At 37.4% G+C, this 19,575-nt stretch carries 17 protein-coding genes; 7 read left to right on the top strand and 10 right to left on the bottom strand.

Going from position 1 to position 19,575, the window contains the following annotated elements; all coding sequences use genetic code 11:
- Window positions 1-9 precede the first annotated feature (9 nt).
- Genes def through L1I30_RS01480 form a run of 3 tightly spaced genes read left to right on the top strand, consistent with a single transcriptional unit; the run spans window position 10 to window position 1,564 of the window.
- A complete protein-coding gene (gene def / locus L1I30_RS01490) occupies window positions 10-651 on the top strand; it encodes a peptide deformylase (RefSeq protein WP_236132475.1) in 642 nt (213 codons plus the stop codon).
- A gap of 32 nt (window positions 652-683) precedes the next feature.
- A complete protein-coding gene (locus L1I30_RS01485; protein ID WP_236132474.1) occupies window positions 684-1,160 on the top strand; it encodes a hypothetical protein in 477 nt (158 codons plus the stop codon).
- Between the two features lie 56 nt (window positions 1,161-1,216).
- Window positions 1,217-1,564, top strand: coding sequence for a hypothetical protein (locus L1I30_RS01480; RefSeq protein WP_236132473.1), 348 nt, complete (start codon window positions 1,217-1,219; stop codon window positions 1,562-1,564).
- Here the strand turns inward: L1I30_RS01480 and L1I30_RS01475 are convergent.
- Entirely contained in the window at window positions 1,561-2,028 is a 468-nt protein-coding gene (locus tag L1I30_RS01475; protein ID WP_236132472.1) for a CBS domain-containing protein, read from the bottom strand. The two genes, L1I30_RS01480 and L1I30_RS01475, sit on opposite strands and share 4 nt — an antisense overlap.
- A gap of 127 nt (window positions 2,029-2,155) precedes the next feature.
- On the opposite strand from L1I30_RS01475, the gene L1I30_RS01470 reads away from it, so the two are divergent.
- Together L1I30_RS01470 and L1I30_RS01465 are read left to right on the top strand one after the other, a co-directional pair.
- Window positions 2,156-4,480 carry a M20/M25/M40 family metallo-hydrolase gene (locus L1I30_RS01470; protein WP_236132471.1) on the top strand — a complete coding sequence of 775 codons (2,325 nt, stop codon included), beginning with the start codon at window positions 2,156-2,158 and terminating at the stop codon, window positions 4,478-4,480.
- Window positions 4,481-4,498: 18 nt separating this feature from the next.
- The gene (locus tag L1I30_RS01465; RefSeq protein ID WP_236132470.1) at window positions 4,499-5,302 is read left to right on the top strand and encodes a Rossmann-fold NAD(P)-binding domain-containing protein; all 804 of its coding nucleotides are present in this window, start codon (window positions 4,499-4,501) and stop codon (window positions 5,300-5,302) included.
- Between the two features lie 174 nt (window positions 5,303-5,476).
- Here L1I30_RS01465 and L1I30_RS01460 read toward each other — a convergent pair whose 3' ends face one another.
- From L1I30_RS01460 to L1I30_RS01450, 3 genes are all read right to left on the bottom strand, one after another.
- Window positions 5,477-7,549, bottom strand: a complete 2,073-nt coding sequence (locus tag L1I30_RS01460) for a M13 family metallopeptidase (protein ID WP_236132469.1) — start codon at window positions 7,547-7,549, stop codon at window positions 5,477-5,479.
- 96 nt (window positions 7,550-7,645) lie between these two features.
- Entirely contained in the window at window positions 7,646-8,152 is a 507-nt protein-coding gene (locus L1I30_RS01455; protein WP_236133041.1) for a nuclear transport factor 2 family protein, read from the bottom strand.
- A gap of 30 nt (window positions 8,153-8,182) precedes the next feature.
- Window positions 8,183-8,761: a hypothetical protein gene (locus L1I30_RS01450; protein WP_236132468.1), complete on the bottom strand. Its 579-nt coding sequence runs from the start codon at window positions 8,759-8,761 to the stop codon at window positions 8,183-8,185.
- 147 nt (window positions 8,762-8,908) lie between these two features.
- On the opposite strand from L1I30_RS01450, the gene L1I30_RS01445 reads away from it, so the two are divergent.
- Window positions 8,909-9,904 carry an NAD-dependent epimerase/dehydratase family protein gene (locus tag L1I30_RS01445; protein ID WP_236132467.1) on the top strand — a complete coding sequence of 332 codons (996 nt, stop codon included), beginning with the start codon at window positions 8,909-8,911 and terminating at the stop codon, window positions 9,902-9,904.
- Between the two features lie 85 nt (window positions 9,905-9,989).
- Here the strand turns inward: L1I30_RS01445 and L1I30_RS01440 are convergent, their stop codons facing one another.
- From L1I30_RS01440 to aspS, 4 genes are all read right to left on the bottom strand, one after another.
- Window positions 9,990-10,187 (bottom strand): cold-shock protein, encoded by a 198-nt coding sequence (locus L1I30_RS01440; protein ID WP_236132466.1) that lies wholly within the window; start codon window positions 10,185-10,187, stop codon window positions 9,990-9,992.
- Window positions 10,188-10,288: 101 nt separating this feature from the next.
- Window positions 10,289-10,528, bottom strand: coding sequence for a hypothetical protein (locus tag L1I30_RS01435; RefSeq protein WP_236132465.1), 240 nt, complete (start codon window positions 10,526-10,528; stop codon window positions 10,289-10,291).
- A gap of 3 nt (window positions 10,529-10,531) precedes the next feature.
- Window positions 10,532-12,322: a chloride channel protein gene (locus L1I30_RS01430; protein ID WP_236132464.1), complete on the bottom strand. Its 1,791-nt coding sequence runs from the start codon at window positions 12,320-12,322 to the stop codon at window positions 10,532-10,534.
- A 68-nt stretch (window positions 12,323-12,390) separates the two neighbouring features.
- Window positions 12,391-14,139, bottom strand: coding sequence for an aspartate--tRNA ligase (gene aspS / locus L1I30_RS01425; RefSeq protein WP_236132463.1), 1,749 nt, complete (start codon window positions 14,137-14,139; stop codon window positions 12,391-12,393).
- A 225-nt stretch (window positions 14,140-14,364) separates the two neighbouring features.
- Between aspS and L1I30_RS01420 the strand changes: the two genes are divergently transcribed.
- Window positions 14,365-14,724 carry a toxin-antitoxin system YwqK family antitoxin gene (locus tag L1I30_RS01420; protein WP_236132462.1) on the top strand — a complete coding sequence of 120 codons (360 nt, stop codon included), beginning with the start codon at window positions 14,365-14,367 and terminating at the stop codon, window positions 14,722-14,724.
- Between the two features lie 191 nt (window positions 14,725-14,915).
- On the opposite strand, the gene L1I30_RS01415 is transcribed toward L1I30_RS01420, so the two are convergent.
- Together L1I30_RS01415 and L1I30_RS01410 are read right to left on the bottom strand one after the other, a co-directional pair.
- Complete coding sequence (locus L1I30_RS01415; protein ID WP_236132461.1) at window positions 14,916-18,401, bottom strand: efflux RND transporter permease subunit; 3,486 nt, start codon at window positions 18,399-18,401, stop codon at window positions 14,916-14,918.
- 10 nt (window positions 18,402-18,411) lie between these two features.
- On the bottom strand, window positions 18,412-19,569 hold the full coding sequence (locus L1I30_RS01410; protein ID WP_236132460.1) for an efflux RND transporter periplasmic adaptor subunit: 1,158 nt from the start codon (window positions 19,567-19,569) through the stop codon (window positions 18,412-18,414).
- Window positions 19,570-19,575 lie beyond the last annotated feature (6 nt).

Raw genomic sequence — 19,575 nt, 5'->3', positions numbered from 1 at the left:
AGTTTTTAAATGAAGAATATATTTGCCTGTTTAGGTCTTCTACTAATGATTGTTGGTTGTTCCGGATGGAAAGAGGTTAGTAATTCCAAAACTAGCTTTTCCAAAGAACAAACTGCAATGATCATGGCTGGAGATAGTTTGAAGCCTATGCGTGTTTATAAGATTAATAATCGGCAGGATTCTATCTTGCTTCGCACAAAAAGTGAAACTTTAAGAGTTGATCCAAAAGATCCTGTTTTGCGCAACTTTGTAAGCAGACTTTACCGAACCGTAAGAGATAGCATGTCTCTCGGGGTTGGAATTGCCGCGCCACAAGTAGGAATTTTGAAGAATATTATTTGGGTGCAGCGTTTCGATAAGGAAAATGTGCCTTTTGAAGTATACCTTAACCCTAAGATCATACAATATACCGATAAGAAGCAGGACTGTCTGGAGGGCTGTCTTTCTATACCTAACCGAAGAGATACTACAACAACCAGAGCGTATGCCATTTTACTGGAGTACGATAAACTTGACAATACGCATAATATTGAAATGGTGGAAGGCTTTACAGCAGTGATCTTTCAGCACGAAATCGATCATTTAAACGGGATCCTATATCTTGATCATCTTGATAAGGAAATTAAAGATTCAAAGAAGCTTACACGATAAGTCCATTCACTTCCTAAATCAATTTAATAAAAATGAAAGCAGCCAGTATTAGTGAAATAAAAAAAGAACTCAAACATCGTAGTTCAGAAGACTTACTGGAATTATGCCTGAGAATGGGGAAATTCAAAAAAGAAAACAAGGAATTACTTACCTATCTTTTGTTTGAATCCATAGATGAAGGCGCTTTTATTGAGGGAGTGAAAGCTGAGGTAGACGAGCAATTCGAACTCATAAATACCAAGAATTACTATTATATAAAAAAAAGTATCAGAAAGATTTTAGCGAATATCAAGAAACATATAAGGTATTCAAAGAACAAGGAAACCGAGGTGGAACTGCTATTATATTTTTGCTGGAAGCTTAAAGATTTTAAACCATCAATTAAAAGGAACACCACTTTAAAGAATCTATATGACCGGCAAATAGTTAGTTTGAATAAACTGATTGCGGGTTTACATGAAGATCTGCAATATGACTACACCTTAGAAATGGAAGACCTTTTGAAATAAGCATTTCTTCTAATTCCTTTTTAAATACATAAATAGCTTTTACTTATATTTAGATCATGCAAAAAAGTTGTCCGGAATGCGGTGAGAAGATAGTTGGCAGAGTCGATAAAAAATTCTGTAGCGATTATTGTAGGAATGCCTATAATAATAGGATGAATAAAGACAGCACTAATTTAGTGAGAAATATCAATAATCAGTTGCGCAAGAATTATCGCATTCTACAAGAGCTTAATCCTACCGATAAGACCAAGACTACCCGGGCCAAGTTATTAGCTAAAGGCTTCAGTTTTGAATATTTTACCAGTACGTATACCACCAAAACGGGTAGTATTTATTATTTTGTGTACGATCAAGGCTATCTTCCATTAGAAGGAGAATATTATGCTTTGGTCAAGCGGAACTAGCAATGCCAGTTTTGGCCCCTTAATTTCATGGCAGCGCATAATATATCTTTTCGGCTTATTTGCCCCACTAATTTCCCTTGTTCCAAAATAGGAAATCTTCTACAATCGTGCTTATAAAATAAAGAAGCACAGTCAAAGATATTTAGGCTTTTTTCTACGGTTGGCACATCAGTTGCCATATACGCTTCAATTTTTTCTTCTCCAATAGGCATGTTGTAATACCTGCTTTCAGAGATCTGTTTCATACAATCCCCATCCGAAATAATTCCGAGTAATTCATTATGTTCGTTCACCACTGGTGCGCCGGAGATCTTATTTTTTATAAGCGCTTCCATCACCTCATAAACCGATTGATCTTTCTTAAATGTTATTAAAGATCTGGACATATAATCTTCCACTAAAATTGGTGCGCTATGCAATTTTTCGGGAGCTGCTCTTTGCCCTTGAAAACTTTTAATTCCCATAATTGTAAGTTTTTGATTACTAGTCTTTTAAAGTTAATCAATTTTTTAAATTTTGAAAACCGGACGCGGGTTTTTATTTTATTCAGCTTATCTTATTTATCTTTAATGCTTCATAATTTTATAGTGTATGCTGAAAAAATTAGCTCCTTTAGTTATCCTAATTCTATTACCACTTGCATCCTGGTTTATTTACTATTCCAGTATGCCAAGAGATGCCGCTTATTCTGAAGTGGATACAGACAAATTTTCCACTGAACGAGCATTTAAACATGTACAGAAAATTGCAGAAGCACCGCATTATGTTGGAAGTGATGCGCATAGTCTGGTTCGTAATTATATTGTTAACGAGCTACAGCAGCTCGGTTTAGAGGTGCAAACTCAGGAAGGTTATAGTCTTACCGATTATGGAACCTTAACAAGACCGCAAAACATTTTAGCCAGAATTCCGGGAAGTGGAAATGGAAAGGCTTTAATATTAATGTCGCATTACGATAGTGCCGGGCATGCTTCTTATGGAGCCAGTGATGCCGCCAGTGGTGTTGCTACTGTGTTGGAAGGGATTCGTGCTTTTATTGCGAATAACACAGCGCACAAAAATGATATCATTGTGCTCTTTACCGATGCGGAAGAGCTAGGTTTAAATGGAGCTGAATTATTTGTGAAAAACCATGCTTGGGCTAAAGATGTAGGCCTGGCTCTTAACTTTGAAGCACGTGGGAGTGGAGGGAATTCTTTTATGTTGCTGGAAACCAACGGGGGGAATGCGGCTTTAATAGAGGGTTTTATAGAAGCTCATCCGGAATATCCGGTTACCAACTCTTTGGCTTATAGCGTCTATAAAATGCTGCCTAACGATACCGATCTAACTGTGCTGCGAGAGCAAGCCGATATCAACGGTTTCAATTTTGCGTTTATAGACGATCATTTCGATTATCATTCTTCTAACGATGTTCCGGCAAATCTGGATATGGAAACCCTTATGCAGCAGGGCACATACCTTATGCCATTGCTCAGTTATTTTAAGGATGCAGACCTCACAGCTTTAAATAGCGAAAAAGATCTAATTTATTTTAGTCTGCCATTTGGAGAAATTATTAGCTATCCATTTGCTTGGATTCTGCCAATGCTGCTTATTGGCTGGGTAATATTTATAGTTGTATTGATATATGGTTTCTTTAAAAAACGCCTATTACTTAAGGAGGTATTCAAAGGTGCAATTCCGTTCTTAATTTCTCTTATTGGTGGCGCATTGTTAGCTTGGGGATTATGGAAATTCTGCCTTATGATCTATCCGGAATACACCGAGATGATTAATGGGTTCACTTATAATGGCTATTATTACATAGCTGCTGTAGTTTTTCTTAGTCTGGTAGTTTGTTTTATGGCTTATAGTAAGTTCAGGACCAAAGAGCAGCAAGCAGGAGTCTTTGTATTTCCTTTGTTCTTTTGGTTATTAATATGTACCCTTACAGCCTTCTATTTAAAAGGTGCTGCCTATTTTATAATTCCAGCATATTTCGCATTATTACAATTTTGGATAATGTTACGTCAAAAAGAACCAAACCTGTATTTAACGTTCTTCTTAAGTTTGCCGGCTTTGGTTTTAATACAGACATTTGTAAGTGGATTTCCTGTAGCTTTAGGATTAAAGATTTTATTTGTTGCAGCTATTTTAACGGTTTTTCTGTTCTCTCTTTTTCTTCCGGTCTTCGGATATTTTAAAAGGAAGAAAGCCCTGGCATTACTTTGCTTTATCATTTTTAATGTTCTTTTTATCACAGCGCATTTTAAAGCCGATTTTACTGAAGACCGACCAAAACCTAATAGCTTGGTGTACATTCTTGATGAAGGTACCAATACCGCTACCTGGAACTCATATGATAAATTGATTGATCCTTGGACCGCTAAATATTTTGGAGAAACGCCAAACTTCAACAAAGAGCAAAAGGAAACTTTTAGTAGTAAATACGGCTCTACATTTACTCTAACAGAAGAGGCACCTGTAGTAGCTATTCTCACACCCGGAGTAGTAGTTAAAAGATTCTCTATAGATTCAATTCAAGATATAAAAGAATATTCAGTAAAAATTGCCCCCAATAGAAAGATCAACAGAATGGAGTTCTACGTAGACCGGGATATAGATTTTGAAAATTTTGAAGTGAATGGGCAAATGGCCGATTCGGTTTATTTAGGAGAAAACCCCTTCCATATTTTTACAAATCGATGGGACAAAAGGTTGCTAACATATCATGCGGCTAATAAAGATACTTTGGAGTTGAAATTTAGTATCAAAGGGGAGAAACTGCCCGAATTTACTTTATATGAATCCAGTTATGATCTTTTGGCGAACCCTCAATTGAAAGTGCCAAAAAGAAGTACCGTGACCATGCCAAAACCTTTTGTGTTAAACGATGCGGTGATCATTAAAAAAACTATCAAATTAGACGAATAAAAACGAAGGTTTAGATCTATGAAAATTTCAATATTGGGATGTGGCTGGTTAGGACTTCCATTAGCAAAAAAACTCGTGGAGGAATATCATGATGTAAAAGGTTCTACCACCACTAGGGAAAAAATGAAACAGCTTTCTTCCATTAAAATTACCCCCTATCTTTTAAAATTATATGAAGAGGGAATACAAGGAGATATTAGCTCATTTCTGTCGGATGCCGAGATTCTAATTGTTGACATTCCGCCGGGACTGCGAAGTAATCCGGAAGCTAATTTTATTAGTAAAATTGGCCGACTAAAAACCTATATAGAAAAATCGGGGATTAAAAAAGTACTATTTGTAAGCGCCACCTCGGTGTATGAAGACACTGCGGATTTTCCAATATATACTGAAGAAAGCGCTGCCAATTCAGAAGCTGAGAATGGAAGGCAGTTAAGGGTTACGGAAGAGCTTTTAAAAGATGGTAAAGGCTTCGATACTACAGTAATTCGCTTTAGTGGATTGCTTGGTCCGGGAAGACATCCGGTAAATTACCTTTCGGGTAAGACAGGAATTAGCAGTCCCGAGGCGCCTGTTAATCTAGTTCATTTGGAAGATTGCATAGGAGTTATTATGAAAGTCTTGGAAAAAGATATTTGGGGAGAAACATTTAATGTTGCGTATCCAGATCACCCCACCAAAAAGGTGTATTATACCGCGATTGCAAAAGAAAAGAACTTGGCTCTTCCTGACTTTGACGGGCAGACTGCTTCTAAAGGTAAATATATTGAAAGTGTAAAGCTTAAGGAGCTTTTAGAATTTGAGTTCACCACTCCTATTTAATAATTCATTGCCCTGCGAGGGATAGCAGCGGCAGCCTTTTTAAGCGTTTTGGCTTAAAAAGCTAAAGCGAATAGCCCGACCGTACCGACGTGATAACGGAGGGCGGACGCAGTATAATTATAATGAAAAAGGGCCAACATTGCTGTGGCCCTTTCTAATTTCATGAAAATACAATTACCAGATAAGTACGCGATTTTCAGGTTTTACATACATTTTATCGCCTTCTTTAATGTCGAAAGCTTCGTAAAAAGCATTGATGTTTTGAAGTGGAACGTAAGCTCTGTACATTCCAGGTGAATGCGGATCGGTCTTGATGCGGTTTCTCAAGGCTTCGTCACGCATTTTTGTGCGCCACACAGTTGCCCACGATAAGAAGAAACGTTGCTCTGGAGTAAATCCGTCTATTTTACCTGGATCTCCATGTTCTTTTAAATGAATTTGAAGTCCGTCGTAAGCAGCATTTACACCACCAAGGTCACCAATGTTCTCTCCAAGAGTGAATTTTCCATTGATGTAAACACTGTCTAATACCTCAATAGCACTGTATTGATCGGCTAAAGAACCACCAAGTTTTTCAAATTTTTCTAAATCCTGATCTGTCCACCAGTTGTTCAGGTTTCCTTGAGCATCAAATCTTGAGCCGCTGTCATCAAATCCGTGAGAGATCTCGTGACCAATTACAGCTCCAATTCCCCCATAATTAATGGCAGCATCAGCTTTATAATCGTAGAAAGGTGGTTGCAGGATAGCAGCCGGAAATACAATTTCATTATAACTTGGGTTGTAGTAAGCATTAACAGTTTGCGGAGACATGAACCATTCGGTTTTATCTACAGGCTCACCTAATTTAGCGATGTTCTCTTTTACATTCCATTTCGCGGCATTCATCATATTTTGGAAGAAGGAACCGTCTTTATCGTCTGGAGTATCTATCTCAAGGTCTGAATAATCTTTCCACTCATCTGGATAACCTACTTTTATTTGAGTAGTTCCTAACTTTTCAATAGCTTTCTTCTTAGTGTCTTCACTCATCCAGGAAAGGTTATTAATCCTTACCTCGTAAGCCTTGATAATGTTGGCGATCATTTCCTGAGCTTTGGCCTTAGCCTCTGGCGGAAAGTTTTCCTCTACATATAATTTACCTAAGGCTTCTCCCAAAGTTCCATTTACAGTACCTAAAGCACGTTCATTTAACGGACGTTGTTCTTTAGCTCCGGTAAGAGTTTGCTGGTAGAATTCCCAATTAGCTCGCTCGATATCGGTGCTTAAAGCATTTGCAGCATCGTTAAAAAGACTCCATCTTAAATAGGTTTTCCAATCGGCTACTTTATTTGCAGCAAAGGTCTTTTGTAAAGCTTCCATATATTTTGGTTGCGCTACGATAACAGTATCTATAGAAGAGGCTCCAATCTCATTAAAATACCTTTTCCAATCTAGTGCTCCTACTTGTTTTTGAAGCTGAGCTACCGTCATTGGGTTGTAGGTTTTACGCGCATCTCTGCGTTCTACTTTATCCAGTTGAGGTGTTGCAAGACTAGTTTCAAAAGCAAGAATTTGCTCAGCGCTTTTTGTTGCAGCTTCAGGAGTATCTCCTAAATACTGAAGCATTCTGCTTACATGCGCCTTATATTTCTCACGAATATCTTTAGAATCTGAATCGCTGGCCACATAGTAATCACGGTCTGGCAATCCTAAACCTGCAGGATAGATATAAGCGGTGTTCTTATTGCTGTCTTTAGCATCGGCACGAACAGAGAATCCAAAAAATCCGGCTCCTCCATATTGTTGCATTTCGGTAAGATATTTTTGAAGATCTTCCTTACTGGTTATAGCATCAATTTTAGCCAAATACGGTTTCAAAGGTGCTATGCCTTTCTCGTTTCTGGAAACGGTATCCATCATACTTTTAAACAAGTATACTGCTTTTGCCTGATCGCTGGATGCATCCAGATTCTTATCGTTAGAAGCTTTCTCCAAAAGAGCAAGTGCATCTGCATCAGTATTCTTACGAAGTTCGTTAAAACTACCCCAGGTAGTGTATTCATCTGGAATCTCGGTAGAATCTGCCCAGGTTCCGTTTACATATCTAAAGAAATCTTCTTTAGGACTAACAGTGGTGTCCATAAAAGCCAGGTTGATACCATGTACTTCTTCTTTCACCACCACTTGTTTATCATCATTCTTACAGCCTGTTACAACGGCTGCTCCTAAAGCTGATAATAAAATGGCGTTGGTTATTTTTTTCATTCTGTAATTGAGTTAAAATGTTAGCACTAAAGTACTAAAAAGTAATAAATTATGATTTTAATTTTTTTGTCGGCAATATTGCGGTTAGCAGGATAATTACTCTTTTAATTTCCTTGCAAGCGCCGTGTCGAATTCCTTTTTTAGTTGGGTGACCTCAGTAACGTTATCATTAGGAATAGCAATGGAGAGTACATAGTGTGCTATTTGCCATTTTCCATCGTTGTTTTTGAGGATTCCCGATCCTCTGCAAATACCCATTTGGGTATCCAAAAGTTCATCGAACCATGCAATATTATTAGTTTCGGAAATATATATATTGCGTTCCAGACTGGAAAAACTCCAGGCTTTGCCTTTGTCAAAATAAGGTTTTGAAAAATCTTTGAACTCTTCATTTTGCCAATTTTCGGTAGCATCGGTCCCAATAAATACCCCATCTGGAGTCATTAAAGAGAAGTAAGTATCGAAATCGGCTTGGGCTGCAGCGGCATGCCACTGTTCCATTACCAGATTAATTTGCTTTTTTGAGGAGTTTGTAGTCTCAATTTGAGCGAAACCCGAAAAAGATATGCTTAACAACAGCAATAAAAAGGCCAGTCTTTTCATTTTTAAAAATTTAGCCATCAAGATACAATTTTATACAGAATCATCTTGCTTGAGGGGCGTGGGAAGATTGACTGAAGTTGTGTCTTCCTCAGCCGCTTCAAATTCATCTAATTCCAATTCAAAATCTTCCAAAGTTTTAAGGAAAAGCTCATTGATTTGTATATTAAGATTGTTGAATTCCACCGGTAGCTGTTGAGCTGTCGACTTTATTGCCGGAATATCCAGTTTTTTGTCTGCTGAAAGTTGTTGTAAAACACGCGCTTTTGTATAAAGAACACTTAATCGGGATTTCACAGGCGTAGCCTGTAATGTGTCTGGTAGTGTTTCTTTCAATGATTTCATGATTTCAGATAAAGGCTGCGCATTATAAATAACATCCTTAACAGTATACTCTTTAAAATTATCTAATTCACTTTTGGCAGTAATGTACGCAAGCCATTCAGAAGTTATTTGTTTCGCTTCAGGGTTTAGCAGGACAGTTTGAGGTGTGATACTCAGTTTTTTATTTAAAGCAGTGGTGTCTATGCCAGTTGTTTCTTGTTGGGAAGTAGTATTTCGTTTACAACCTAAAGCTGCAAGACATATAAAAATATAAAGGACTTTTTTCATCGAATAAGAATTTCTCAACATGGCTTAAATATGCCTGTAAGATTTTAAGTGAATACAAAGTTAAGCAAAATCATATCCTAAATAATTTCGTAATCACACTCATATATTTGTTTCTCCATTTTAACGGCTTTGTTAATAGGTTCTTTTATGAAATGGATATATTTGCGCCATAAAACTGATGAAATGAGTTCAAAGAAGATATTGATTATTGGTGCTTCCGGACAAATAGGAAGTGAATTGAGTTTGAAATTGCGGGATTTGTATGGAAATGATAATGTTATTGCAAGTGATATCAAGCAAGGCACTGCCGAATTAATGAATTCCGGTCCTTTTGAAATTGCTGATGCTACCGATGAAGCCGGTATTACGGCTATTGTTGAAAAGTATGCTATTACCGATGTCTATCTTATGGCTGCTATGCTTAGCGCTACTGCCGAGCGAATTCCTATGAAAGCATGGGATCTAAACATGGAATCCTTATTCATAATTTTGAATTTGGCTAAAGATAAGAAGATAGAAAAGGTGTTCTGGCCTTCTAGTATCGCGGTGTTCGGTCCAACTACTCCTAAAAATAATACTCCACAAACCACCATTATGGAACCTAGTACTGTTTACGGTATAAGCAAGCAAACTGGGGAGCGTTGGTGTGAATATTATTTTAATCAGTATGGAGTAGACGTTAGAAGCCTTAGATACCCCGGTATTATAAGTTATAAGACATTGCCCGGGGGAGGAACTACCGATTACGCCATAGAGATTTTCCATGGAGCTTTAAAAGATAAAAAATACACTTCTTTTCTTAAAGAAGATACTGCCTTGCCGATGATGTTCATGGATGATGCTATTAAGGCAACAGTAGATATTATGGAGGCTGATGCTGAAGATGTTAGAGTGCGATCTTCCTATAACCTCTCTGCAATGAGTTTTACTCCGTCGGAACTTGCTAATGAAATAAAAAAGCACATTCCTGATTTCGAAATTGCTTATCAACCCGATTTCCGTCAAAAAATTGCCGATTCATGGCCGGGGAGCATTGATGATTCTACCGCCAGAGAAGACTGGAACTGGAGTCCCTCCTTTGATTTGAAGGGCTTGAGTGAGGCCATGCTGGAGGGTTTGAAAAAATTAACCACAGTTAAATAAATAAACCAAAAATTAAAGCATAAAAAAAACCCGTCTAATTACTTAGACGGGTTTTTAGATCTTCGAATTAAATATACTGTATATATTAATCGTTGATAACACGCACTTGACCTGCGGTTAGTCCTTTTCTTCCTTCTTCTTCTACGTACTCAACTTTGTCACCTTCGTTCAAAGACTCACCATTAAGTCCTGTAACGTGTACGAAAATGTCTCTTCCTGTTTCGTCGTTAGTAATGAATCCGTATCCTTTAGACTCATTGAAAAATTTAACTGTACCTTCCATTATAATAAAATAAATAATTAATAAAGCACAAACTTACATAATATTATTTACCAGTGGTAACTAATTTAAAAATCTTTTTAACGTTATTGATTATTAGTGAGTTAATCAATTCCCTTTTCCTTCATTTTGTCTAAATTCTCTTTTGTAAGGGTGTAGTCTTTTAATCTTTTTCCTTTCCACCTTACATATAAAAAAACAGGCATTAAAATAAAGGCACTGGCGAGCACTGCAATGCCAATAATCCTATCTCCCAGCATAACCTCATCCTGCATTCTATAATAGAAGCCTGTTCCAATGGCTATGGCAATGAGGATCCCTAAAACTTTTATTACAGTATTCATTATTTATACGGTTACTTCGATTAATTTTTGACGATAAGCGGTAAGTAATTTCGATTTGGAAACGAAACCAATATATTTTTCATCTTCTACAACGGGAAGATTCCATGCATCGCTTTCCTGAAATTTTTCCATTATATCCTTCATTCTATCTTTTTTAATATCGATAATTTCCGGAGCTCTTTGCATAAGTTCCTGAACTGTGATCTTGTTATAAAGATCCTGCTTGAACATAACCGGCCTGATATCATCTAATAAAATAATTCCCATAAAATTGTTATTTTCATCCAAAACCGGGAAAATATTTCTGGAAGATTTCAAAACTCCTTTGTGAATAATATCTCCTAGGTTCATGGTAGATTGAAGGGTAACAAAGTTAGTTTCAATAACCTGTCTTATATTCATTAATGTCAGTACTACCTGATCTTTATCGTGGGTAAGTAATTCTCCCCTTTCGGCTAATTCCATGGTATAAACGGAATGTGGCTGAAATTTATTTGTGATCAAATATGATATCAGGGCGGTTATCATTAAAGGTACGAAAAGTTCATAACCCCCGGTTAGTTCGGCAATTAGGAATATCGCTGTAAGTGGCGCATGTAATACTCCAGCCATCAGGCCTGCCATACCAACCATGGTAAAACTACTTACAGAAATAGGGTTTTTTAAAAGTCCGGAGTTATTTACAATTAAAGCGAAACAATGGCCCATGGCACTTCCCATGAAGAGTACCGGTGCAAAGATTCCTCCAACTCCTCCGGCTCCAAAGGTAAGAGAGGTGGCTACAATCTTAAATAAAACCAAACCCGCTAAAAGTGCCACCACGATCCATATATTATCAAGAAAATCATTAAAGAAATTTGTGCCCAAGGCAGCCATATAATTCTCCTTAAGAAGATTATTTATCACATTGTAACCTTCTCCGTACAAGGGAGGAATGAGATAAACGATTACTCCAAGTCCAATTCCCCCTATTAATAATCGGGTTAGGGGGGAGCTAATTTTTTTAAAGAGCTCATGTATCTTGAAATATACTTTAGTAAAATACATAGAGCAAAGTGCGGCAAGTATTCCAAGGATGATATAAAAAGGAACTTCCGAAATGATAAAATCGTCCTGTAGTTTAATAGGCAGTATAATATCTGATCCGAAGAAAAAATAAGATGTTAATATCGCCGACACCGATGCTGTAAGCAAAGGGAGCATGGAAACAAGGGTGAGATCCAAACTAAATACTTCTATTGCGAAGATAATAGCTGCTATAGGCGCTTTAAATATGGAAGACATGGCTCCTGCCGCTGCGCATCCTATTAATAAGGTGCGGGAAGTCTGATTCATCTGGAACAAGCGTGCAATATTGGAACCCAGGGAGGCTCCTGTTGCTACGGTTGGACCTTCCAATCCCACAGAACCTCCAAAGCCCACGGTAAGGGGTGCGGTAAATAGGGACGCATACATCTGGAAAGGCCTCATTATCCCTTTTCGCTTGGAAATAGCATATAAGGTTGATGGAATACCGTGTCCTATATCCTTTTTAAAGCCATATTTAATTATTAGCAGGGTAAGTGCCAGACCAATTATGGGAAATATAAAATAGAAAGCATGGTGGTAGTTTATAATAAGCCTTCCCTCTAGTAGTTCCTGAATGAAATGAGTTGCATTTTTAATGGCAACAGCACCTAATCCTGCTATAAAACCAATTATAGCGCTTAGAATTAGAATGAATTGCTGCTGAGACAAATGTTTAGTCTTCCACAGTAAGAAACGTTGTAAACCGGGGATGGTCTTCGGGAACATTCTATAGTACTGAATTAGGTTAAAAAGTGCGATTAAAAAATCCCGCTCTAAAGCAGGATTTTATTTAATTATAATTTTACTTGTAAATGTAGCTCTTTTAATTGTTCCTCATCCAATTTGGAAGGAGCATCTATCATTACATCCCGGCCGGCATTGTTTTTAGGGAATGCAATAAAATCGCGAATGGTTTCCTGCCCTCCAAGAATTGCCACTAATCTATCAAACCCAAAAGCAAGTCCGCCGTGTGGTGGTGCTCCATATTCAAAAGCGTTCATAAGGAATCCGAATTGCGCTTTTGCTTCCTCAGGAGTAAAGCCTAAATAATCGAACATTTTAGCCTGGGTTGCTTTGTCATGGATTCTAATAGAACCTCCTCCAATTTCATTTCCATTCAATACCAGATCATACGCATTAGCACGCACTGCTCCAGGATCTGTTTCCAATAATTTCTTGTCCTCAGGTTTAGGAGAGGTAAATGGGTGGTGCATGGCATGGAATCTCTTTGTTTCTTCATCCCATTCTAATAATGGAAAATCTACAACCCATAAAGGAGCAAATTCATTAGCATTTCTAAGCCCTAGTTCTGTTGCTAAATGCATTCTAAGTGCACTAAGTTGAGTTCTGGTAGTATCGGTATTTCCTCCCATTACTAAAATAAGGTCGCCAGGATTGGCCCCAGTTTCCTTAGCCCAAGCTGTAAGATCCTCTTCAGAATAGAATTTATCTACAGACGACTTTAAGCTTCCGTCTTCATTATATTTTGCCCAAATAAGTCCATTAGCACCAATTTGCGGTCGTTTCACCCAATTGATAAGGGCATCTATTTGTTTACGCGTGTATGAGGCAGCACCTGGAACGGCTATACCTACAATAAGTTCCTGTTCGTCAAAAACATTAAAACCTTTTCCTTTTACAAGATCATTAAGCTCGGCAAATTCCATCCCAAATCTAATGTCCGGTTTGTCATTTCCGTATTTCTTCATAGCATCGGCATAGGTCATTCTTGGGAAATCGCCTATTTCAACACCTTTAATATCTCTTAGCAAGTGGCGGGTAAGTCCTTCAAAAATATTTAGAATATCTTCCTGTTCTACAAAAGCCATCTCACAGTCAATTTGTGTGAATTCCGGCTGGCGATCGGCACGTAGATCTTCATCTCGAAAACACTTTACGATCTGGAAGTATTTATCCATTCCCCCAACCATCAATAATTGTTTAAAAGTTTGAGGAGATTGAGGCAGGGCGTAGAACTGACCTTCATTCATTCGGCTTGGTACTACAAAATCTCTAGCTCCTTCAGGAGTAGATTTTATAAGGTAAGGCGTTTCCACCTCGATGAATCCTTCCTGAGAAAGGTAATTCCTCACGTTCATTCCTACCTTATGGCGAAACATCAAACTTTCTTTTACAGGATTTCTTCTTATATCCAGATAACGATATTTCATGCGTAGTTCTTCTCCACCGTCGGTTTCATTTTCAATAGTAAAGGGAGGAGTTAAAGAAGCATTTAGCAATGTAAATTCAGAAACTAGAATTTCAATATCTCCGGTAGGAAGCTGTGGGTTCTTAGACTCACGTTCTATAACCTTTCCTTTAACTTGAATTACGAATTCACGACCTAGTTGAGCCGCTTGTTCCATCATTTCCTTTGGTGTACGCTCCTCATCAAATATAAGTTGAGTTACTCCATAGCGGTCTCTAATATCAACCCAGATCATGAAACCTTTATTTCTTATTTTTTGTACCCAGCCAGAAAGGGTAACCTCTTCATTTATATGAGTGGCTCTTAGCTCACCACAGGTATGACTTCTATACATCTTCTACTATTGAAATTAGGAATGCAAAAGTAAGAAGTTATAGCGGTTTCTTGAGATTTATATGATGAAAAAAGTAAACTTTAAACTTTGATGTTAACATTGAGTGTTGACTAAGCTGCTGATTTTCAAATAAAAACGCTCCAATGTTAATTTAATGTTACCAAATTATTGCTTGAATGTAAATAATATGTTATCTTCGTAAAGTAAATATTAATAAAAGAGGTTATGAGAAATATAAAATCAATGCTAGTGATAGTTGCTTTACTGTTTGGAACAGTAATGACAGCTCAGGATGTGAAACCTAGTTTCGAGAAACAAGGAGAGCTAATTAAAGGAACGTTTTATTATGAAGATGGAAGTATTAGACAGGAAGGAACGTACAAGGACGGAAAACTACATGGGGAATGGATTTCTTACGACGCGAACGGTAAAAAGATTGCCCTTGCGCAATACGAAGAAGGTAATAAAACTGGTAAATGGTTTTTTTGGTCTGCAGATAAGTTAACTGAAGTTGACTATAATGACAATCAAATCGCCGATGTTACAAGTTATACTAACACATCTACCCTTGTAAGTAGAAATTAAATTCATTATTATATTATAAAAAAGGCCCGGAAGATATTTCCGGGCCTTTTTTGTTTTTACAATTAGAAGCCTTCTAAGAAGTCTTCATTTTTTCAATCTTCTTTACAGCTCCTGCCTATTCTAGTAAGCTACTACCTAATGAGCTTTATATATATAAATATCCCCATCAAATTGACGGGGATACTCTACTGTTAATTATTGAATTGTCGTGCAGCTATCTTTCGCTGCTTGAATTCATTTCTTTTATTTCTTACTCTGATTTTAGAACGGTTAACCAGATAGAACATAACAGGAACAATTACCAATGTAAGGAACGTCGCGAATATTAATCCGAAAATTACTGTCCATGCCAATGGCCCCCAGAATATCACGTTATCACCTCCAATATAGATGGCTGGATCATAATCGGTGAACAATCCGAAGAAGTCGATATTCAATCCAACTGCTAGGGGGATAAGACCTAAAATAGTTGTTATTGCAGTTAGTAATACCGGTCTTAAACGGGATTTACCTCCGGCAACTATCAGGTTGAAATATTCCTTTTTAGTTAACAGGTCGTCATCTTCTAAATTTAACTCCTGCAGTTTTCTATCAATTAGGATTTGTGTATAGTCTATAAGTACAATAGCGTTGTTTACAACGATCCCCGCCAGAGAAATTATTCCCATCATGGTCATAATCACCACAAAATCCATTTGGAAGATAATCAGTCCAAGAAACACCCCTACCAAACTAAGCACAATGGCTATTACAATAATAAGGGGTTTGGTAATAGAGTTAAACTGTGCAACAAGAATCAATAAAATACCTCCTACAGCTAAGAATAGTGCCATTAAAAGGAAGTTCATGTTTTCATCCTGCTTTTCCTGCTCCCCGGTAAACATGTAATCTATATCTTGAGGCATTTCGTAGCTATCCAATTCCGATTTCAGATCGGTTACGATCTCGGTTGGATTGTAGCCTTGCAGTACGTTGGAATAAACAGTTATAACACGTTTCAAATCTTTTCTCTTAATAGAACTAAATGAAGATGTATTCTTTTTACTTATTAAAGAGGAAATAGGAACCTGAATTAACTCTCCTGAATTATTTCTAAAAGTTACTGGCTGATTGAATAAGGCGCTTTCGTTATAACGATATTCTTCTGCAAACCTTACGTTGATCTCATAATCGTCTCCTCCTTCTTTGTAGGTTGAAACTTCTTCTCCATAAATAGCTCTTCGAATTGTTTGCCCTACAGTAGCAGTTGAGACTCCTAACTGACCAGCTTTTTCACGATTTACGCGGACTTCCATTTCCGGCTTCGCTTTGTTTACATCTATTTTAAGCTCCTCAATTCCACCAATATTCAACGTTTCAATATGAGCTCTTAATTTGGCAGCTTCCTTAAGCATTTCTTCATAATCTTCTCCACGAAGCTCAATATTTACAGGATAACCAGAAGGCGGTCCTGCTGCATCTTTTTCAACAATAATGGATGCTCCCGGAAAGCCTTTTACCGATTCTCTTACTTCTGAAAGTACCGTGCTACTTTTCACTCCTCGTCTTAACTGAAAATCACGCATAGATAAGGTGATCTTCGCTTTATGAGGCATTTCATTAGACTGTCCGCCATCGGTTTGAGGGTTTCCAGCTCCTTGTCCAACTTGAGAAATAGCCGACTCGACCATATAATTGTAGCCGTCTTCATCTTTATACTTTTTTATGGCTTTATAAACCTGAGCTTCTACTTTTTTAGTAAGTTCATCTGTCTTTTTTATACTGGTTCCTTGTGGATATTCAATATAAGTGATGATTTGATTAGGTTCATTTTCTGGGAAGAACAGCACTTTTGGTTGAACGATTCCAATTAGAATAAATGATAATATCAGTAATATAAATGTCCCTAATAGAAAGGCATAAGCTTTTCTTCCGCGCAATGCATATTTTAAGAATCGCTCATAAAAATTCTCAAGTTGCTTTAAGGCTTTGAATTGAAAATATTCAACAGCTCTTGAGAGGAAATATTTGTACACCCATAACATAATCGCCGCGAGGATGCTCAGGTTTCCAATTCCACGTAACCCACCAGAATCCACTACGAATCCCGTTACTAATAATACAATACCAATAATTCCTAAAATAAGGCTCCAGCGAATTAATTGTTTTTTAGTTAAAGATTCTTCTTCGGTCTCCATGAACTTCGAGGTAAGCATCGAGTTAATGATAAGTGCCACGAAAAGAGAAGAACTCAGTACAATAGAAAGTGTAATTGGGAAATAGATCATGAACTTTCCAATTGTTCCCGGCCACAATCCCAGAGGGAAAAATGCCGCAAGGGTAGTTGCAGTAGAGGCTATAATTGGCCATGCAATCTCACCCATACCTTGTTTAGCTGCCTTCATTCGCGGTAAGCCCTGGTCCATTAAGCTGTAGACATTTTCTACTACCACAATCCCGTTATCTACCAACATTCCAAGTCCCATTACCAGCCCAAAAAGCACCATGGTGTTCAAGGTGAAGCCTAGAGCAGATAATATAGTTAAAGATAACAGCATGGAAAGCGGAATGGCAAACCCTACGAATAACGAGTTCCTGAATCCTAAGAAGAACATCAAAACCAAAACAACCAGAATAACACCGAAGATGATGTTGTTAACCAGATCGTCTACCTGGTTCTGAGTTTTAATAGATTGATCGTTGGTTAGAGAAATATGAAGTCCTTGTGGTAAATAATTTTCCTGTTCCTGATCTACCAATTCCTTGATTTGCTCTACAGCTTCAATCATATTTTTACCGGCACGCTTTTTAATATCGAGCATCACTACCGGATTTCCGTATTCTCTTGCGTAAGTTGTATGATCTTTTTCTTTGAAATTGATATCAGCGATATCTTTCAGGAAGATATTTCCACCATCTCTTTTTACTACTACGTTTTTGAGATCGTCGGGATTATCTATTTCTCCAATAATTCGGATGTTCTTTTCAACACCATTGCTAATTACGTTACCTCCAGAAATAGTATTGTTCTCTCCTCTAACTGAATTTACAATATCATTAAAACTTACCTGAGAGGCACTCATTTTATACACATCAACAGCAATTTCTACTTCCATTTCTTCGGCTCCACGTATTGTGGCTTCCTTTATTTGCGGAAGAAGTTCTATTTTATCCTGAAGATATTCAGCATAATCTTTTAATTGCTGAACAGGATAATCTCCTGTAAGGTTGATGTTAAGAATAGGTTGTTCTTCTGAAATATTCAAATCAAAAGCGTTAGGCTCTACCTTGGCACCATTATCTAAAGTGGGCCATGTGGTTGCAGCCTTCACCTGATCTACCTTATCTTTTACCAACTGTTTCGCCACCGGAATTTCCACATCTTCTTCAAATTCAACAATGATGATGGAGTAATCCTGAAGGGTAGTAGAAGTAATTTCCTTTACACCTGCAATATTATTGAACTCTTCTTCTAATGGTTCGGTGATAAACTTTTCTACATCTTCTGCAGAGTTTCCGGGATTTACCGAACTAACATAGATCTTAGTTTCAATTATTTCGGGAAAAGCCTCGCGGGGCATACTATAATAGGAAAAGATTCCTGATAATAATATTAGGGCCATTATAACGTAGACCGTCATTTTATTATCTATAGCCCATGACGAGATGCTAAATTCTTTATATGTATTCTTACTCATAATGGGTATCTTAATTTCTGGTAGTTACTTTTTGCCCGTCTCTAACAGATTTGGCTCCTTCTATTATAACTGTATCGCCTTTGTTTAAACCACTTAAAACCTCAATGCTATTTTCGTAATTGTATCCAGTTTCAAGAATTACTTTTTTAGCAACAGCGGTAGTGTCATTTTTTTGATATAAATAAGCAACTATCTCGCCTTGTGCATTTTCCTGTAAGATGTTTTCCGGAATAGTAATAGCATTTTCGCTGCTATAGTCATTCACTTTTACAGTTGCTATAAGGTTTGGTTTTACAAGACCATCTTTATTTGGAATTTCAATTTGAACGCTAAAAGTTCTGTTGTCTGGGTTCACGTAATTTCCTACTTGTCTTACAATGCCTTTGTATTCTTTCCCGATAGAGGCCAGATTAACAGTTACCTCTGTTCCTTTCTTTATACTTTCTAAATACGATTCAGGAATAGACGCCTTTACATACATCTCCTCTAGGTTTACAAGTCTTATCACTTGCGACTGCCCCTGGTTTACTACCTGACCTTGTTCAGCAATAATATCATCTACCACACCGCTGAAGGGAGCTGAAATAATAGTTTTTGCTAACTGAGAGCGAAGTTGTTTTGTAGCATTAAGAGAAGACTCGTAATTGGTCTTTGCCTGTAGATACTGGATTTCGGAACCAATTTTTTGATCCCATAGACTTTTTTGTCTTTCAAAAGTAGTCTTAGACAAGGCGGTTTGCGCTTCTTGTTGCGCCACTTGGCTGGCAAGTCCGCCGTCATCTATTTTAGCTAGGGTCTGACCTTTGGATACACGCTGCCCTTCTTTGACATATACATTCATTAGTATACCCGAGAATTCAGGGTAAAGAATGATATTTTTGTCTGTTTCAACATTTCCCTGTACTTCTACAAAATGTTTGAAAACAGTGTCCTTTATAACCTGGGTAGTAACCAAAAGCGGACGCTCTTTCTTTTCTTTGCTTTCAATATAAGCGTTAAGCTGATCTATTTCTGATTTCAGCTCCTTTTGTTGGGCATTTAATTCAGCTTTTCTTTCTTTAATAGCTGTAAGATCGCCTTGTTCTATTAATTCTTCTACAGATTCATTTTTTCCACCACAGGAAGCTACTGCTATGCTAATGGTAAGTATGTATAAAAGTTTTTTCATTTTATA

This window comes from Gillisia lutea, assembly GCF_021568705.1.
Classification (GTDB): Bacteria; Bacteroidota; Bacteroidia; order Flavobacteriales; family Flavobacteriaceae; genus Gillisia; species Gillisia lutea.
The sequence above is the reverse complement of the archived record's forward strand: the minus strand, read 5'-3'. Positions and strand labels throughout refer to the sequence as shown.

Excerpts from the sequence above, each read along its gene's own strand:
- aspS (WP_236132463.1), bottom strand. The coding sequence starts at position 14,139 with ATGTATAGAAGTCATACCTGTGGTGAGCTAAGAGCCACTCATATAAAT.
- L1I30_RS01485 (WP_236132474.1), top strand. The coding sequence starts at position 684 with ATGAAAGCAGCCAGTATTAGTGAAATAAAAAAAGAACTCAAACATCGT.
- L1I30_RS01415 (WP_236132461.1), bottom strand. The coding sequence starts at position 18,401 with ATGAGTAAGAATACATATAAAGAATTTAGCATCTCGTCATGGGCTATA.
- L1I30_RS01460 (WP_236132469.1), bottom strand. The coding sequence starts at position 7,549 with ATGAAAAAAATAACCAACGCCATTTTATTATCAGCTTTAGGAGCAGCC.
- L1I30_RS01450 (WP_236132468.1), bottom strand. The coding sequence starts at position 8,761 with ATGAAAAAAGTCCTTTATATTTTTATATGTCTTGCAGCTTTAGGTTGT.
- L1I30_RS01465 (WP_236132470.1), top strand. The coding sequence starts at position 4,499 with ATGAAAATTTCAATATTGGGATGTGGCTGGTTAGGACTTCCATTAGCA.
- L1I30_RS01440 (WP_236132466.1), bottom strand. The coding sequence starts at position 10,187 with ATGGAAGGTACAGTTAAATTTTTCAATGAGTCTAAAGGATACGGATTC.
- L1I30_RS01480 (WP_236132473.1), top strand. The coding sequence starts at position 1,217 with ATGCAAAAAAGTTGTCCGGAATGCGGTGAGAAGATAGTTGGCAGAGTC.
- L1I30_RS01470 (WP_236132471.1), top strand. The coding sequence starts at position 2,156 with ATGCTGAAAAAATTAGCTCCTTTAGTTATCCTAATTCTATTACCACTT.
- L1I30_RS01420 (WP_236132462.1), top strand. The coding sequence starts at position 14,365 with ATGAGAAATATAAAATCAATGCTAGTGATAGTTGCTTTACTGTTTGGA.
- L1I30_RS01455 (WP_236133041.1), bottom strand. The coding sequence starts at position 8,152 with ATGAAAAGACTGGCCTTTTTATTGCTGTTGTTAAGCATATCTTTTTCG.
- L1I30_RS01475 (WP_236132472.1), bottom strand. The coding sequence starts at position 2,028 with ATGGGAATTAAAAGTTTTCAAGGGCAAAGAGCAGCTCCCGAAAAATTG.
- L1I30_RS01435 (WP_236132465.1), bottom strand. The coding sequence starts at position 10,528 with ATGAATACTGTAATAAAAGTTTTAGGGATCCTCATTGCCATAGCCATT.
- L1I30_RS01430 (WP_236132464.1), bottom strand. The coding sequence starts at position 12,322 with ATGTTCCCGAAGACCATCCCCGGTTTACAACGTTTCTTACTGTGGAAG.
- L1I30_RS01445 (WP_236132467.1), top strand. The coding sequence starts at position 8,909 with ATGAAATGGATATATTTGCGCCATAAAACTGATGAAATGAGTTCAAAG.
- def (WP_236132475.1), top strand. The coding sequence starts at position 10 with ATGAAGAATATATTTGCCTGTTTAGGTCTTCTACTAATGATTGTTGGT.
- L1I30_RS01410 (WP_236132460.1), bottom strand. The coding sequence starts at position 19,569 with ATGAAAAAACTTTTATACATACTTACCATTAGCATAGCAGTAGCTTCC.